Annotated in this window: 15 protein-coding genes; 9 read left to right on the forward strand and 6 right to left on the reverse strand. The window is 70.6% G+C overall.

Annotated features, from left to right (window positions below; genetic code table 11):
• The first annotated feature begins 7 nt into the window (after positions 1-7).
• Positions 8-1,870, forward strand: coding sequence for an acyl-CoA dehydrogenase (locus HQK15_RS03145; RefSeq protein ID WP_173489958.1), 1,863 nt, complete (start codon positions 8-10; stop codon positions 1,868-1,870).
• Between the two features lie 335 nt (positions 1,871-2,205).
• Here HQK15_RS03145 and HQK15_RS03150 read toward each other — a convergent pair whose 3' ends face one another.
• Positions 2,206-2,631, reverse strand: coding sequence for a DoxX family protein (locus HQK15_RS03150; RefSeq protein ID WP_254450665.1), 426 nt, complete (start codon positions 2,629-2,631; stop codon positions 2,206-2,208).
• 87 nt (positions 2,632-2,718) lie between these two features.
• Between HQK15_RS03150 and HQK15_RS03155 the strand changes: the two genes are divergently transcribed.
• From HQK15_RS03155 to HQK15_RS03165, 3 genes are all read left to right on the forward strand, one after another.
• Positions 2,719-3,258: a hypothetical protein gene (locus tag HQK15_RS03155; RefSeq protein ID WP_173489959.1), complete on the forward strand. Its 540-nt coding sequence runs from the start codon at positions 2,719-2,721 to the stop codon at positions 3,256-3,258.
• A 44-nt stretch (positions 3,259-3,302) separates the two neighbouring features.
• A complete protein-coding gene (locus HQK15_RS03160; protein WP_173489960.1) occupies positions 3,303-4,235 on the forward strand; it encodes an oxidoreductase in 933 nt (310 codons plus the stop codon).
• A gap of 104 nt (positions 4,236-4,339) precedes the next feature.
• Positions 4,340-4,795 carry a GNAT family N-acetyltransferase gene (locus HQK15_RS03165; RefSeq protein ID WP_173489961.1) on the forward strand — a complete coding sequence of 152 codons (456 nt, stop codon included), beginning with the start codon at positions 4,340-4,342 and terminating at the stop codon, positions 4,793-4,795.
• 15 nt (positions 4,796-4,810) lie between these two features.
• Here the strand turns inward: HQK15_RS03165 and HQK15_RS03170 are convergent, their stop codons facing one another.
• Positions 4,811-6,106: an MFS transporter gene (locus tag HQK15_RS03170; RefSeq protein ID WP_367649045.1), complete on the reverse strand. Its 1,296-nt coding sequence runs from the start codon at positions 6,104-6,106 to the stop codon at positions 4,811-4,813.
• A gap of 59 nt (positions 6,107-6,165) precedes the next feature.
• On the opposite strand from HQK15_RS03170, the gene HQK15_RS03175 reads away from it, so the two are divergent.
• A complete protein-coding gene (locus HQK15_RS03175) occupies positions 6,166-6,768 on the forward strand; it encodes a DUF1684 domain-containing protein (RefSeq protein ID WP_173489962.1) in 603 nt (200 codons plus the stop codon).
• A gap of 20 nt (positions 6,769-6,788) precedes the next feature.
• Here the strand turns inward: HQK15_RS03175 and HQK15_RS03180 are convergent, their stop codons facing one another.
• The 4 genes from HQK15_RS03180 to hisC form a co-directional block, all read right to left on the reverse strand.
• Positions 6,789-8,126: a dihydrolipoamide acetyltransferase family protein gene (locus HQK15_RS03180; RefSeq protein ID WP_437340237.1), complete on the reverse strand. Its 1,338-nt coding sequence runs from the start codon at positions 8,124-8,126 to the stop codon at positions 6,789-6,791.
• Between the two features lie 10 nt (positions 8,127-8,136).
• Positions 8,137-9,120, reverse strand: coding sequence for an alpha-ketoacid dehydrogenase subunit beta (locus tag HQK15_RS03185; RefSeq protein WP_173489963.1), 984 nt, complete (start codon positions 9,118-9,120; stop codon positions 8,137-8,139).
• Entirely contained in the window at positions 9,117-10,229 is a 1,113-nt protein-coding gene (gene pdhA, locus HQK15_RS03190) for a pyruvate dehydrogenase (acetyl-transferring) E1 component subunit alpha (protein WP_173489964.1), read from the reverse strand. Before pdhA ends, HQK15_RS03185 begins: the two co-directional genes overlap by 4 nt.
• Before the next feature lie 204 nt (positions 10,230-10,433).
• A complete protein-coding gene (hisC, locus tag HQK15_RS03195) occupies positions 10,434-11,510 on the reverse strand; it encodes a histidinol-phosphate transaminase (protein ID WP_173489965.1) in 1,077 nt (358 codons plus the stop codon).
• 44 nt (positions 11,511-11,554) lie between these two features.
• Here hisC and HQK15_RS03200 point away from each other — a divergent pair, with 44 nt between their 5' ends.
• The 4 genes from HQK15_RS03200 to HQK15_RS03215 are packed head-to-tail and all read left to right on the forward strand — an operon-like array spanning position 11,555 to position 14,344.
• Entirely contained in the window at positions 11,555-12,493 is a 939-nt protein-coding gene (locus tag HQK15_RS03200; protein ID WP_173489966.1) for an EamA family transporter, read from the forward strand.
• Positions 12,494-12,532: 39 nt separating this feature from the next.
• On the forward strand, positions 12,533-12,943 hold the full coding sequence (locus HQK15_RS03205) for a phage holin family protein (protein WP_173489967.1): 411 nt from the start codon (positions 12,533-12,535) through the stop codon (positions 12,941-12,943).
• A gap of 2 nt (positions 12,944-12,945) precedes the next feature.
• Positions 12,946-13,434, forward strand: a complete 489-nt coding sequence (locus HQK15_RS03210; protein WP_173489968.1) for a low molecular weight protein-tyrosine-phosphatase — start codon at positions 12,946-12,948, stop codon at positions 13,432-13,434.
• A gap of 43 nt (positions 13,435-13,477) precedes the next feature.
• A complete protein-coding gene (locus HQK15_RS03215) occupies positions 13,478-14,344 on the forward strand; it encodes a fructosamine kinase family protein (protein WP_173489969.1) in 867 nt (288 codons plus the stop codon).
• Positions 14,345-14,350: the final 6 nt, after the last annotated feature.

A 14,350-nucleotide genomic window follows, 5' to 3' on the forward strand; every position in this document is an offset into this window, starting at 1 on the left:
TGCTGGCATGAGCCATTACAAGAGCAACCTCCGCGACGTCGAGTTCAACCTCTTCGAGCTGTTCGACCGCGGCAGCATCTACGGCACGGGCGTGTTCGAGGAGATCGACACCGACACGGCCCAGAGCATCCTCGGCGAGATCGAGCGCCTGGCGACCGGGCCGCTCGCCGCGTCGTTCGACGACGCCGACCGCCACCCGCCGGTCTACGACGCCGACGCCAAGACCGTCACCATGAACAAGGCCTTCGCCGAGTCGTACCAGGCCTGGATGGACGCCGAGTGGTGGCGCATCCAGATCCCCGAGGAGATGGGCGGCCAGCGCGGCCCCGCCTCCCTCATCTGGTCGAGCGCGGAGTTCGTGCTCGGCGCCAACCCCGCCGTCTGGATGTACGCCGCAGGCCCCGGCTTCGCGCGCATCGTCTTCGAGAACGGCACGGAGCGGGACAAGCTGATCGCGCAGCACATGATCGACGGCCAGTGGGGCGCCACGATGGTGCTCACCGAGCCCGACGCGGGCTCCGACGTCGGCGCCGGCCGCACCAAGGCGTTCCCCAACGAGGACGGCTCGTGGAACATCGAGGGCGTCAAGCGCTTCATCACCTCGGCCGAGCACGACATGGCCGAGAACATCATGCACCTGGTCCTCGCCCGCCCCGTCGGCGTCGAGGGTGTCGGTGGCCCGGGCACCAAGGGCCTGAGCCTGTTCCTCGTGCCGAAGATCCACTTCGACCACGAGACCGGCGAGCTGACCGGCGAGCGCAACGGCGCCTACGTCACCAACGTCGAGAAGAAGATGGGCATCAAGGTGTCCACGACGTGCGAGGTCACCTTCGGCGACGGCACTCCCGCCAAGGGCTGGCTCCTCGGCGAGGTCCACGACGGCATCAACCAGATGTTCCGCGTCATCGAGAACGCCCGCATGATGGTCGGCGCCAAGGCCATCGCGACGCTGTCGACCGGCTACCTCAACGCGCTCGACTACGCCAAGGAGCGCGTCCAGGGTGCTGACCTGACGCAGGCGTCCGACAAGACGGCTCCCCGCGTGACCATCACGCACCACCCCGACGTGCGTCGCTCGCTGCTCACGCAGAAGGCGTTCGCCGAGGGCCTCCGCTCGCTCATGATCTACACCTCCACGTGGCAGGACGAGATTATGATCAAGGAGGCCGCCGGCGAGGACGCGTCGCTGGCCGAGGCCGTCAACGACCTGCTCCTCCCGCTCGTCAAGGGCTACGGCTCGGAGCGCTCGTGGACCCTGCTGGGCACCGAGTCGCTGCAGACGTTCGGCGGCTCGGGCTTCCTGCAGGACTACCCGCTCGAGCAGTACGTCCGTGACGCCAAGATCGACACCCTCTACGAGGGCACCACGGCGATCCAGGGCCAGGACCTGTTCTTCCGCAAGATCGTGAAGAACAAGGGTCAGGCGCTGGGCCACCTCGCCGCCGAGATCGAGGCGTTCGTCAAGAGCGAGGCCGGCAACGGTCGCCTCAAGGTCGAGCGCGAGCTGCTCGCCAAGGGCCTCGAGGACGCGCAGGCCATCATCGGCGCGATCTTCAACGACCTGATGTCGGCCAACCCGGCCGACGAGAAGGGCGACATCACCAACATCTACAAGGTGGGCCTCAACACGACCCGCCTCGTGTACGTCCTCGGTGACCTCGTCGTCTCGTGGCTGCTGCTCCGCAGCGCCGACGTCGCGCTGGCCAAGCTCGGCACCGAGGTCTCGGCCTCCGACAAGGCGTTCTACGAGGGCAAGGTCGCCGCGGCCTCGTTCTTCGCCCGCAACGTCCTCCCGCTGCTCGCGGGCGAGCGGGCGATCGCCGAGAACATCGACGGCTCGATCATGGAGCTCGACGAGGCAGCGTTCTGATCTGACTCGATCGACGAAGGCCCCCACCATCACGGTGGGGGCCTTCGTGCGTGCGAGGGGCCGAGCGGGGTACGCAGGGGGTCGACGAGAGGACATCCATGAGCGAGCCGATCCACGAGCCACAGCCCGAGCCCGACACCGAGGCCAAGCCCGGCGTCAACGACCCCGACCCGGAGGGCACGGGCTCCGACGAGCCCCTCACCCCGATGTAGCCCGGGAACGACTGATCCTGAGGCATCACGGTCGCTGCGCGGGCCGGAAGCCTCAACGTCTCCCGCACGAACGACGAAGCCCCCACCGCCGCAAGGCTGTGGGGGCCTCGTCGAGCCGGCAGGTCACCAGTTGATGAGGGCTCCGGTGATCGTGTACGGAGCGAAGTCGCTCGACAGGATCGTGAAGATGACCAGGGCGCCACCCGCGAGGGCGATGTCCTTGTTGAAGCCGATCATCTCCATCTGCTTGGCCTGGGGATCGGTCTCCTTCCAGAACGCGTGCATCATGACCGCGGTGATGACGAGCAGGATCGCCAGACCCAGCGAGCCGATGTCGCCGAAGATGCCGAGCAGCACCGAGACGCCGCCGGCGATCAGGGCCACGCCGCTGATCTGGACCATGAGCTTGGCGTTGGCGACGCCGCGCGACTGGGCATAGCCGGCCATGGCGTCGGTCGCCATCAGGTGACCCACTCCCGAGCCGATGATCAGGTAGACGAACAGGATCCGTCCGATGAGGAAGATTTCTTCCATGATGGTGACCTCCATTGATTGAGCCTTCAACGAAGGATCCTTGACCTCCCGGCACGCCACGTCAAGCCGCCGCACTCACGCCCGGTGTGGGAAAGTTGGTGGGTGAGACTCACCAACCCGCTCTGGTATCTCGCCTCCTTCCTCCTCGCGATCGGCAGCACGATGATCGCGAGCGCCGTGGCGGCCAGCGCGTTCGACGACGTGCGCGGCGCGACCCTCACCCCGGTCAGCGAGCGGGTCGACGCGAAGGACAAGACCCTCGCGGTCTTCAGCAACGACGCCGACCGAGGCGCGATCGCGTGCCACGGCCGCGACCGCAAGAAGGTCCGCGTCGAGATCCCCGACAAGGACGTCGGCGTCACCGCCCAGTCAGAGGGCGAGACCTGGTACCTCATCGCCCTGCTCGAGGAGGGCCGCGACGGGCTGCGGATCGTGTGCACGCCGGAGAGCAAGCGCCCCGACACCGCCGGCTACGCCTACGCGACGGTCGACTCCTACGCAGGAACGGTCAACACCGGCAAGGGCATCGCGGTGCTCGGCGTCACGGCCGGCGCGCTCGGGGCCGCCTACGTCTACTGGTGCCGTCGCACCGCCAAGAAGGACGCCCGGCTCGCAGCGGCCGGACCGCCCGCCGACGACTGACCGTTCGAGCCGCGCAGACAGCCGGCTCGCAGTAGCGTGACGCCATGGCATGGAGAACCAACGACATCCCCGACCTGACCGGACGGCGCGCCGTCGTCACCGGCGTGACCGGCGGGCTCGGCCTGCACACCGCGCTGGGACTGGCCCGCAAGGGCGCCGACCTCGTCGTGACGGCCCGCGACGCCCGCAAGGCGTCCGACACCGTCGACCGGATCCGCAACGAGGTGCCGAGCGCCTCGGTCGACGTCGTCTCGCTCGACCTCGCCGATCTCGCGGACGCCCGCCGGGCAGCGTCCGAGGTCTCGAGCACGTACGACCGCATCGACATCCTGGTCAACAACGCCGGCATCATGCTCACCCCCGACAGCCGCACCGCGGACGGCTTCGAGCTGCAGATGGGCACCAACCACATCGGCCACTTCGCGTGGACCGCCGGGCTGTGGCCGTTGCTCGACGCGAGCGCCGCCCGGGTCGTGACGGTCTCGTCGATCGCCCACACCTCGGCCGGCAGCATCGACCTCTCGACGCTGACTCCCCAGGGGAGCGCCCGCCGCTACAAGAGCTGGCGGTCGTACGGCGAGTCCAAGCTCGCCAACCTGATGTTCGCCCTCGAGCTCGACCGCCGGGCCAAGGCGTCCGGCAGCCCGGTCGTCAGCGTCGCGGCCCATCCCGGATATGCATCGACCAACCTCACCAAGACCGGCCCCTCGGTCGGAGGGCTGTCGCTGCCGGGCGTCGGCATGCACCAGATCACCAAGATCATCGGCCAGCCCGCGTCGCATGGCGCGTGGCCGCTGCTGATGGCCGCGACCGACCCGTCACTGACCGGCGGAGAGTACGTCGGACCGGCGGGCTTCAACGGCATGCGCGGCCGCCCGAAGCTCGTCGGGATGACCAAGGTCGCCCGCGACGAGGAGCTCGCCGACGACCTCTGGGAGGCGTCGGAAGCCGCCACCGGGGTCACCTTCGCCATGTGAGAAAGGCTGTCAACCTTCTGTGGGATGACCCACAGAGCCCCGCCGCGAGGGTGCCGTCGGTGCCAGGTTGACGTAACGTCGAGCGTCTGATGACCATTCGCGACATGACCCATTCCGACTTCGACACCATCGTCGAGCTGAACCAGGACGCCCTCGAGGGCGTCGGCCCGCTCGACAACGAGAGCCTCTCGCTGCTCGTCAAGATGTCCGACCAGGCCCTCGTGGTCGACGCGGGTGACGGCGGCATCGCCGGCTTCGTCATCACCGTGCCGCCGGGAGCCGAGTACGACTCGAGCCGCTACCGCTGGTTCGAGGACACCCTGGTCGACGACTACGTCTATCTCGACCGCATCGTCGTCTCGCAGGACCACCGCCGCGAGGGCGTCGCCTCCCGCCTCTACGAGGAGATCGAGGCCGAGCTGCCCATCGCTCTCGAGGTCTACGAGACCAACGACGTCTCGCTGGCCTTCCACGAGAGCCGCGGCTTCGCGCCCGTCGGCGAGCTGGAGCACCAGGGCAAGAACAACCTCATGCTGGTGCGGGAGCCCGACCAGGGCTGAGCGCCCTCCCGCAGGTCAGAGAGCGGTGCGCCCGTACGTCTCGGGCTCCTCGGCCATGATCTTGGCGCGCGTGCGCACCCGGTAGCGCCAGATCTGCACGATGCCGAGCGCCCACAGGACGTACTGGAACGACATCGCCCAGCGGAACGCCGACGGCGTGTAGGCCGTGCCACCGCCGGGGGTGCGCCAGTCGAGGATCAGGCCGATCGCGATCACGAGCAGCAGGCTCGCGATGAAGCCGGCCTGGTTGATGATGCCGGTCGCGCTCGCCATGCGCTCGACGGGATTGGACGTGCGCCCGATGTCGAAGCCGATCATCGAGGCGGGGCCCCCGATGCCCACCACGACCACCAGCAGGACCAGCACCCAGCCGGGAGCCGTGCCCGGCCAGCACAGCACGACGGTCCACATCGCCACGATTGCCGCGATGATCGAGAGCACGATCGTCGAGCGATGCCACGGGTGCCGACCGATCGCCCAGCCCAGCACCGGCCCGGCCGACATGACGGCCACGACCATGAGGGTCAGGAGCAGACCGGCGAATCCCTTCGAGGTGCCCTCGCCCCGGACGAAGAACGGATAGCCCCACAGGAGCCCGAGGGTCGTCGCGCTGAACTGGGTCGAGAAGTGGATCCAGAACCCGAGCCGGGTGCCGGGCTGCGCCCACGAGGCGCCGAGGCTGCCGCGGATCTGGGTCAACGACAGCGCAGGGCCCCGCGTCGACCGCACCTGGGGATGGTCGCGCACCACGACGACCAGGGCGATCGACAGCACGATGCCGAGCGAGGCCGCGAGGAGGTAGGACCTCGTCCACCCGAGGTTGCTGAGGGCCAGGGTCATCGGCACCGCGGCGATGATCGCGCCGAGCTGGCCGATGACGCCGGTGAGCTGGGTCATCAGCGGGATCTGGCGCGGGGCGAACCAGGTGTTGACGAGTCGCAGCACGCAGATGAACGTCATGGCGTCGCCCATCCCGACGAACAGCCGCGCCACCAGGGCCAGCGCGTAGGTGTCGGCGAACGCGAAGCCGGCCTGCGCCAGCGTGAGCACGATCGCGCCGGTCAGCAGGACGCGGCGAGGCCCGAAGCGGTCGACCATCAGCCCGACCGGGATCTGCATCGCCGCGTAGACCAGCAGCTGCAGCATCGTGAAGGTCGCGAGCTGGGAGGCCGCGATGCCGAACCGCTCGGTCGCGGCGAGGCCGGCGACCGCCAGCGACGAGCGGTGGAACACCGCGAGGAGATAGACCAGGAGGCCGACGACCCAGATCGCGTACGCCCCGGAGTGGCGCGTGTCGGTCGATGGGCTCACCGGTCGAGTTTAGTCCCGCCCGACAGGCTGTCCTGCGCGGGCTGTGCCACGGTGGGGTCATGTCGTCCTCGTCCCTGACCCTCGTCGACTGGCGCAGGCGCGTCACCGAGATCTATGCCGCGGTGCGCGACGAGCCGGACCCCGAGCAGGGCTGGCTGACGTGGCGAGCCGCCCGCGACGACCTCTTCCGCCTGCACCCGCAGTCGCCGCTGACCGACGACGACCCGCTGCGCGAGACCGGGCTGCCCCACTGGCCGTACGACCCGGCGCTCCGGTTCGAGCTCGAGCTGCTGGACGTCGACGCGACCGAGCCGCGACTGTTCGAGGCCGGTGACGACGGCACGCTGCGGATGGACCTCGTCGGCCGGGTCGAGCTGCCGATCGGCGGCAGCCTCGACGTGTGGTGGATGCACCAGTACGGCCGGGGCATCTTCGTCCCGCTCAAGGACGGCACCGCGGGCGACGGGTCGTACGGCGCCGGCCGCTACCTGCTCGACACCGCGAAGGGCTCGTGGCTGGGCGGCACGGACCGCTCGATCGTGCTCGACCTCAACTTCGCCTACCACCCGTCGTGCCGCTACAACCCCCGCTGGACCTGCCCCCTCGCCCCGCCCGGCAACACCATCACCGGGCGGGTCGAGGCCGGCGAACGCCTCGACTGAGGCGGCGCCCACCGTCTGGTCTAGTAGGCCAGGACGAGCCCCGGCTCCCGCAGGATCGATGCGACCTCGGCGAGGAAGCGTGACCCCTGCTCGCCGTCGACGACCCGGTGGTCGAAGCTCAGCGCGAGCGTCGTGACCCAGCGCGGCACGACCTGGTCGTGCTCGTCGACCCACGGACGTCGCTCGATCGACCCGAGCGCCAGGATGCCGGACTCCCCGGGGTTGAGGATCGGGGTGCCGGCGTCGATGCCGAAGACGCCGATGTTGGTCAGCGAGAACGTGCCGCCGGCCATCTGCGCCGGCTGCGTGCGCCCGGCACGCGCTGTGGCGGTCAGCTCGCCGATCGCGGTCGCGAGCTCGACCAGCGACATCGCGTCGGCCCCCACGATGTTGGGCACCACGAGACCGCGCTCGGTCGCCGCGGCGATGCCGAGGTTGACCGACGACTTCACGACGATCTCCTGGGCCTCGTCGTCCCACCGCGCGTTGAGCTCAGGCGTGCCGCGCATCGCGAGGCAGATCGCCTTGGCAACGATCAGCGTGGGCGACACCTTGAGGCCGTCGAACGCGCGGTTCTTCTTCAACGTCGCGACGAGCTCCATCGTCCGGGACACGTCGAGCGTGACCCACTCCGTGACGTGGGGCGCCGTGAACGCCGAGCGGACCATCGCCTCGGCCGTGAACTTGCGGACGCCCTTGATCGGGATGCGGGTCTCGTCGCCGTCGACCGACGCCGCGACCGGCGCCGCTGACGCGGGCTGCTCGTCCCGGGCGCCGGCGAAGGCCTGCACCTCGGCGCGGGTGACGACGTCACCGGTCGACGGGACGTGCCGCAGGTCGATGCCGAGATCCTTGGCGAGCTTGCGGACCGGCGGCTTGGCCAGCGGACGCCCCACCGGCTCCGGCACCTTCTCGACGTCGACCGACGCGACCCGCGCCGGGGCGTCGAACGTCCGGCGACGGCGCACCGGGGCGTCGGTGCGCGGCCCGTAGCCGACGAGCATCGCCTGACGCTCGGGTGCCTCCGCGACCGGGGCGGCCGCAGCGTGGGACGAATCGGCGCCGCCGACGATGGCCCCCGCCGTCTCGACCCGTCCGAAGACCTCGGACGGCGACTCGCCACCGATCGCGATGATCGGCGTGCCGACCTGCACCGTGTCGCCCTCCGACACCAGGAGCGAGCGGACCTCGCCGGCGTAGGGGCTGGGCAGCTCGACCAGCGACTTGGCCGTCTCGATCTCGACGAGGATGTCGTTGATGGCGACGACGTCGCCGACGGCGACACGCCAGGTGATGATCTCGGCCTCGGTCAGGCCCTCGCCCACGTCGGGCAGCTTGAACTCTCTCATCTCGCTCATCTCGTCCCTCTCAGTACGCACGGGCGCGGTCGACGGCGTCGAGGATCCGGTCGAGCCCCGGCAGGAACTCGTCCTCGACGCGGCTCGGCGGATAGGGCATGTCGTAGCCCGTGACCCGCTGCACCGGCGCCTCCAGCGCGTAGAAGCACTCCTCGGTGATGCGGGCGGAGACCTCGGCACCCAGGCCGAGGGTGCGCGCCGCCTCGTGGACGACCACGGCGCGACCCGTGCGTCGCACCGACTCGAACACCGGTCCGAGATCGAGCGGCGAGAGGGTGCGCAGGTCGATGACCTCGATGTCGACGCCCTCCTCGGCGGCCGCGGCGGCCGAGTCGAGGCAGGTCTTGACCATCGGCCCGTACGCGACGAGGGTCGCGTCGCGCCCCGGCCTCACGACCCGCGAGGCCAGCAGCGGCAGCGTGGTCTCGGCCGTGTCGACCATGCCGGTCTCCCAGTAGCGCCGCTTGGGCTCCATGAAGACGACCGGGTCGTCGGAGGCGATCGCCTGCTGGATCATCCAGTGGGCGTCGTGCGGGTCGGCGCACGAGACCACCTTGAGGCCGGCCGTCATCGCGAACTGCGCCTCGGGGCTGTCGGAGTGGTGCTCGACGGCGCCGATGCCACCGCCGTAGGGGATGCGGATGACGATCGGCATGCGCACCGAGCCGCGGCTGCGGAAGTGCAGGCGGGCGACCTGGCTGACGATCTGGTCGTAGGCGGGATAGACGAATCCGTCGAACTGGATCTCGACGACCGGGCGGAAGCCCCGGAACGTCATGCCGATCGCGGTGCCGAGGATGGCCGACTCCGCGAGCGGCGTGTCCATCACGCGCCCCTCGCCGAAGTCCTTCTGCAGGCCCTCCGTCACCCGGAAGACGCCGCCGAGGCGTCCGACGTCCTCGCCCATGACGATGACCTTCGGGTCGTGCTCCATCGACGCGCGCAGGCCCGAGTTGAGGGCCTTGACCATCGTCATCTTCGTCAGCTCGCTCATGCGACGCTCCCCTCGAACGAGTCGCGCCAGGCGACGTACTCGGCCTTCTGCTGCTCGTTCTCGACGGTGCTCTCGACGAACACGTGGTCGAAGAGCTCGGCGAGATCGGGCTCCGGGATGTCCTGGCACGCCTCGCGCAGCCGGACCCCGAGCGCGTCGGCCTCGTCCTCGACGGACCGGAACCACTCGTCGGGGACTCCCTCGGCGACGAGGTGCAGGCGCACCCGCTCGACCGGGTCCTTGGCCTTCCACGCCTCGACCTCGGCAGCCTCGCGATAGCGGGTCGGGTCGTCCGACGTGGTGTGCGCGCCCATCCGGTAGGTGACCGCCTCGACGAGGGTCGGTCCCTGGCCGTCGCGGGCCCGCTGCAGCGCCGCCGTCACCACGGCGTGGCACGCGAGCACGTCGTTGCCGTCGACCCGCACGCCCGGCAGGCCGAAGCCGTCGGCTCGCTGCGCGATCGGCACCCGCGTCTGGCGCTCGAGCGGCACCGAGATCGCGTAGTGGTTGTTCTGGCAGAAGAAGACGACCGGCGCCTGGTGCACGGCGGCCCAGTCGAGGGCCTCGTTGAAGTCGCCCTGGCTCGTGGCACCGTCGCCGAGGTAGGCGATCGACGCGGCGTCGCGCTCGGGGTTGCCGGTGCCGACCAGCCCGTCGAGCGTGAGGGCCATCGCGTAGCCCGTCGCGTGCAGCGTCTGGGAGCCGATGATGATGTTGGGGAGCGCGACGTGGTGATCGGCGGGGTCCCAGCCGCCGAGGCTCGAGCCCCGGAAGATGCCGAGCAGGTGCACCGGGTCCTCGCCGCGGCACCACACGACGCCGTGGTCGCGGTAGGTCGGGAAGGCGAAGTCCTGGGGGCGCAGCGCACGTGCGGAGCCGACCTGGGCAGCCTCCTGGCCGAGCGCCGGGGGCCAGAGCCCGAGCTCGCCGTGGCGCTGCAGCGCGAAGGCCTCGGTGTCGAGGCGGCGCGTCATCACCAGGTCGCGGTAGAGGTCCTGGATGTCGGCGAGCGTGCCGTCATAGATGTAGCCGGGGCTCGTGGTGCGACGGCCATCAGGCGTCAGCAGCTGGACGAGCGGGGCGTCGGCGTGGTCAGACGGGTCGGTCATGCGTCTCCCTCAATCACCCGGGAGGCGGGGTCTCCGCTCCGGAGTCGAAGTTGCGATCCGTCGGTGTCACAGGGTGGCGGACGTCGTCAGGATCGCACGAACGTGACGGGCGTCACGCTCAGCACCACCGTAGCCGTCCCCGCACCCCAGATCCACTCGGGACGCTCCTGCCCCCCTCAACGAGTCGAAGACATGAGGGTCACGTCATGTTCGCGGCGAGCGACCCCGTGCGGTCCTCCACGCGCCCGCCAGCGCGATCAGCTGCGCGTTGACCTCGGGCGCGCCGACGCTGATGCGCACGCCCTCGCCCGCGAACGGCCGGACGGAGACGGGGTCGCAGGCCGCGGCGAAGTCGAGCGCGGCCTCGCCGAGCGGCAGCCAGACGAAGTTGGCCTCCGTCGCCGGGACGTCCCAGCCCTGCCCGCGCAGGGCCTCGACCATCACCTGCCGCTCCTGCACGATCGCCTCGACCCGCTCGTCGAGCGCCGCCTGGGCCTCGAGCGAGGCGACCGCCGCGACCTGCGACAGGTCGGTCACCGCGAACGGGGGCGTCGCCTTGCGGATCGACTCGGCGATCGCGGGCCGGGCGATCGCGTAGCCCACCCGAAGACCCGCCAGCCCGTACGCCTTGGAGAACGTGCGCAGCACCACGACGTTGTCGTGCGCGGCCAGGGCCGCGAGCCCGCTCGCCGCCGCCGGGTCGCGGACGAACTCCACGTACGCCTCGTCGACCACGACCAGCACGTGGCCGGGCACCCGCTCGAGGAACGTCTCGAGCTCGGCGGCCGTCACGACCGGGCCCGTGGGGTTGTTGGGCGTGCAGACCAGGACGACCTTGGTGCGGTCGGTGACCGCCGCGGCCATCGCGTCGAGGTCGTGGGTCGCGTCCGGCCGGAGCGGAACCCGGACGGCGGTGGCCCCTGTGAGGTCGGCCGCGATCGGATAGGCCTCGAACGAGCGCCAGGCGTAGACGATCTCGTCGCCGGCCTCGAGGTGCGCGTTGAGCAGGGAGAACAGCACCGCGACCGATCCGGTGCCGGCAGCGAGGTGGTCGGGAGACACCCCCAGCCGCTCGGCGAGGGCCTCGTAGAGCGCCGTCATGCCCGCGTCGGGATAGCGGTTGATGCGACCCAGCTCGGCCGCGGCACGCTCCATCACGCCGGGCAGGGGCGCGTAGGGGTTCTCGTTGCTCGAGAGCTTGTGGTCCTCGGTGATGGCGGGCTTGCCCGGGCGGTAGACCGGGATCCCGTCGAGCGCCTTCCTGGCGCGCGGGGTGCTCATGAGCCCACGGTAGTCCCGGGCGGTCCGGCTGACAGAATCATCTGGTGTCAGCCCCCCACGCACGTCTCGGCTACGTGCTCGTCGTCACCGCTGCCGTCCTGTTCGGCATCAACGGCGGCGTCTCGCGGGTCGCGATGGGCGCCGGGCTGAGCCCCGAGTCGTTCACGACGCTGCGCATCACCGCGGCGACGCTGGTCTTCGTCGCGTACGCCGCGTGCTTCCGGCGCAGTGCGCTGCGGCGCCCGCGAGGCACCGCGCTGCTGCTCGTCATCGCCCTCGGGCTGGTCGGCGTCACGGGCCTGCAGCTCACCTACAACGTCGCGATCGACCGGCTGCCGCTCGGCATCGCCCTGCTGATCGAGTACCTCGCCCCGGTGCTCGTCGTGCTGTGGGTGCGATTCGTGCGCCGGGAGCCGGTCCGTCCCCGCATGTGGGCGGCGGTCGCCCTCGCGGTCGCCGGCATCGCGGTCGTCGGCCAGGTCTGGAACGGCCTCGAGCTCGACGGGCTCGGCGTCGTCATGGCGCTGCTGGCAGCGGTGTGCTTCGCGACGTACTTCCTGCTGGGTGAGCACAACGTCGGCTTCGACGATCCGCTGCGCGTCATCCTGTGGGCCTTCGTCGTCGCGACCGTCGCGATGAACCTGATCGAGCCGGTGTGGACGACCCCCGACCTGCCCGGCAGCACCTCGCTGCTGGGCCGTCTCGACGACCATGCGGTCAGCCCGTGGGTCGCCATCGGGGTCGTCGTCCTGATGGGCACCGTCGTGCCGTTCTTCCTCATGATGGTGTCGCTGCGGCACCTGCCGGCCACGATCGTGACCGTCGTGTCGATGCTCGAGCCGGTCATCGCCACGGTCCTCGGGTGGGCGTGGTTCCGCGAGTCGTTGACCGCCGTGCAGCTCGTCGGCGTCGTGGCGGTGCTCAGCGGCATCGTGCTGGCCCAGACCTCGCGCAGGGTCGAGCTGACGATCCCGCCGCCCTGACGCGGGCCCCCGGGCGGGACAGGGTGCAACAATCACTCCATGGAGCGTTTCCTCTCGACCTGGCTCGTCAGCGCCGTGGCCCTGTCCGTCGCGGCCTGGCTGCTCGGCGACCACATGAGCATCGGCAACTCCGGTGACTCGACCTCGACGCAGATCATCGCGGTGCTCGTCGTCGCCCTGTTCTTCACGATCGTCAACAGCATCGTCGGCCCCGTCGTCAAGGTCCTGTCGCTGCCCTTCATCATCATCACGCTCGGCCTGGCGCTGCTGATCATCAACGCCCTGCTGCTGCTCCTGACCGAGAAGATCGCCGACCTGTTCGACGTCGCCTTCTACGTCGAGAGCTTCGGCTGGGCCGTCCTGGCCTCGATCGTCATCTCCGTCAGCCAGTCGATCGTCGGCGCGTTCGTCAACCCGCCGAAGCGGGACGTCCGGGTCTACCGCGACTGATCGTGGCCTACCGCGTCGCCCTGGTCTGCCTCGGCAACATCTGCCGATCGCCGATGGCCCACGTCGTCCTGGAGGACCGCCTGGCGAAGGCGGGCCTCGACGACCGCGTCGAGGTCGTGTCCTCCGGCACCGGCGGGTGGCACGAGGGCGAGCCGATGGACCCCCGCGCGGCCGCCGTGCTGCGCGACGCCGGCTACGACCCGTCGCGCCACCGGGCGCGGACCTTCTCGACCGACTGGTACGCCGAGAACGACCTCCTGCTGGCGATGGACCACAGCAACCACGCCGACATGACCGACCAGGCGCCGACCGTCGCCCAGCAGTCCCAGGTGCGGATGTTCCGCGAGTTCGACCCCGCCGCCGCAGAGGGCGACGACGAGGTGCCCGACCCGTGGTACGGCGGTGACGACGGCTTCCGCCACGTGCTCGCGATGATCGAGCGCACCACCGACGAGCTCGTCGCCCGGCTCCCCTCGCTCGTCGACGACTGACGAGCGTGCACCTCGCGCGCGCCCACGCGGTAACGTCGACGTCATGGCACGCATGGCAGGCACCGCTGCGCGGGCGGAGGCACTCCTCGGCCTGGGCGTCGTCTCGACGACCCCGGTGGCCGGCGGCGACATCTGCACCGCGACCCGCCTGCGCCTGACCGACGGCCACGGCGCCATCATCAAGACGCGCCCGCACGCCCCCGAGGGCTTCTTCGCCCGTGAGGCCGAAGGCCTGGCCTGGCTGGCCGAGGCCGGCGGCGCCAAGGTCCCGTCGGTGCTGGCCGTCGCCGACGACTGCCTCGTCGTCGACTGGATCGAGCCCGGCAAGCCGACGCCCGACCTCGCCGAGCGCTTCGGCCGCGACCTCGCCACGACCCACGCGGCCGGCGCCGACGCGTTCGGAGCCGCGACCGACGGCTACATCGGGCTCGCCCCCCTGCCCAACCGCACCCTCCCGACCTGGCCGGAGTTCTTCGCGTCCCGCCGCGTCATGCCCTACGTCCGCGCCGCCGTCGACCGCGAGGCCCTGACGGCGGAGGAGGCGGCCACGATCGAGACCGCGATGCGGCGCATCCACGACCTCGCCGGTCCGGCCGAGCCGCCGGCCCGCATCCACGGCGACCTGTGGTCGGGCAACCTGGTGTGGGGGTCCGACGGCGACGTCTGGCTCATCGACCCGGCCGCGCACGGCGGCCACCGCGAGACCGACATCGCGATGCTCTCGCTGTTCGGCGCACCCCACCTGCAGCGCATCCTCGACGCCTACGCCGAGGCCTCCCCGCTCGCCGACGGCTGGCACGACCGTCTCCCCCTGCACCAGCTGCACCCGTTGCTCGTGCACGCGGTCCTCTTCGGCGGCACCTACGGCGCCCGCGCGGCCGCCGCCGCACGCTCCGTCCTGTCGGCCTGATCTCAG

The sequence above is a fragment of the Aeromicrobium stalagmiti genome (assembly GCF_013283745.1).
Taxonomy (GTDB): Bacteria; Actinomycetota; Actinomycetes; order Propionibacteriales; family Nocardioidaceae; genus Aeromicrobium; species Aeromicrobium stalagmiti.

Excerpts from the sequence above, each read along its gene's own strand:
- HQK15_RS03215 (WP_173489969.1), top strand. The coding sequence starts at position 13,478 with ATGGCACGCATGGCAGGCACCGCTGCGCGGGCGGAGGCACTCCTCGGC.
- HQK15_RS03150 (WP_254450665.1), bottom strand. The coding sequence starts at position 2,631 with ATGGAGGTCACCATCATGGAAGAAATCTTCCTCATCGGACGGATCCTG.
- HQK15_RS03160 (WP_173489960.1), top strand. The coding sequence starts at position 3,303 with ATGGCATGGAGAACCAACGACATCCCCGACCTGACCGGACGGCGCGCC.
- HQK15_RS03145 (WP_173489958.1), top strand. The coding sequence starts at position 8 with ATGAGCCATTACAAGAGCAACCTCCGCGACGTCGAGTTCAACCTCTTC.
- HQK15_RS03205 (WP_173489967.1), top strand. The coding sequence starts at position 12,533 with ATGGAGCGTTTCCTCTCGACCTGGCTCGTCAGCGCCGTGGCCCTGTCC.
- hisC (WP_173489965.1), bottom strand. The coding sequence starts at position 11,510 with ATGAGCACCCCGCGCGCCAGGAAGGCGCTCGACGGGATCCCGGTCTAC.
- HQK15_RS03185 (WP_173489963.1), bottom strand. The coding sequence starts at position 9,120 with ATGAGCGAGCTGACGAAGATGACGATGGTCAAGGCCCTCAACTCGGGC.
- HQK15_RS03165 (WP_173489961.1), top strand. The coding sequence starts at position 4,340 with ATGACCCATTCCGACTTCGACACCATCGTCGAGCTGAACCAGGACGCC.
- HQK15_RS03180 (WP_437340237.1), bottom strand. The coding sequence starts at position 8,126 with ATGAGCGAGATGAGAGAGTTCAAGCTGCCCGACGTGGGCGAGGGCCTG.
- HQK15_RS03175 (WP_173489962.1), top strand. The coding sequence starts at position 6,166 with ATGTCGTCCTCGTCCCTGACCCTCGTCGACTGGCGCAGGCGCGTCACC.
- pdhA (WP_173489964.1), bottom strand. The coding sequence starts at position 10,229 with ATGACCGACCCGTCTGACCACGCCGACGCCCCGCTCGTCCAGCTGCTG.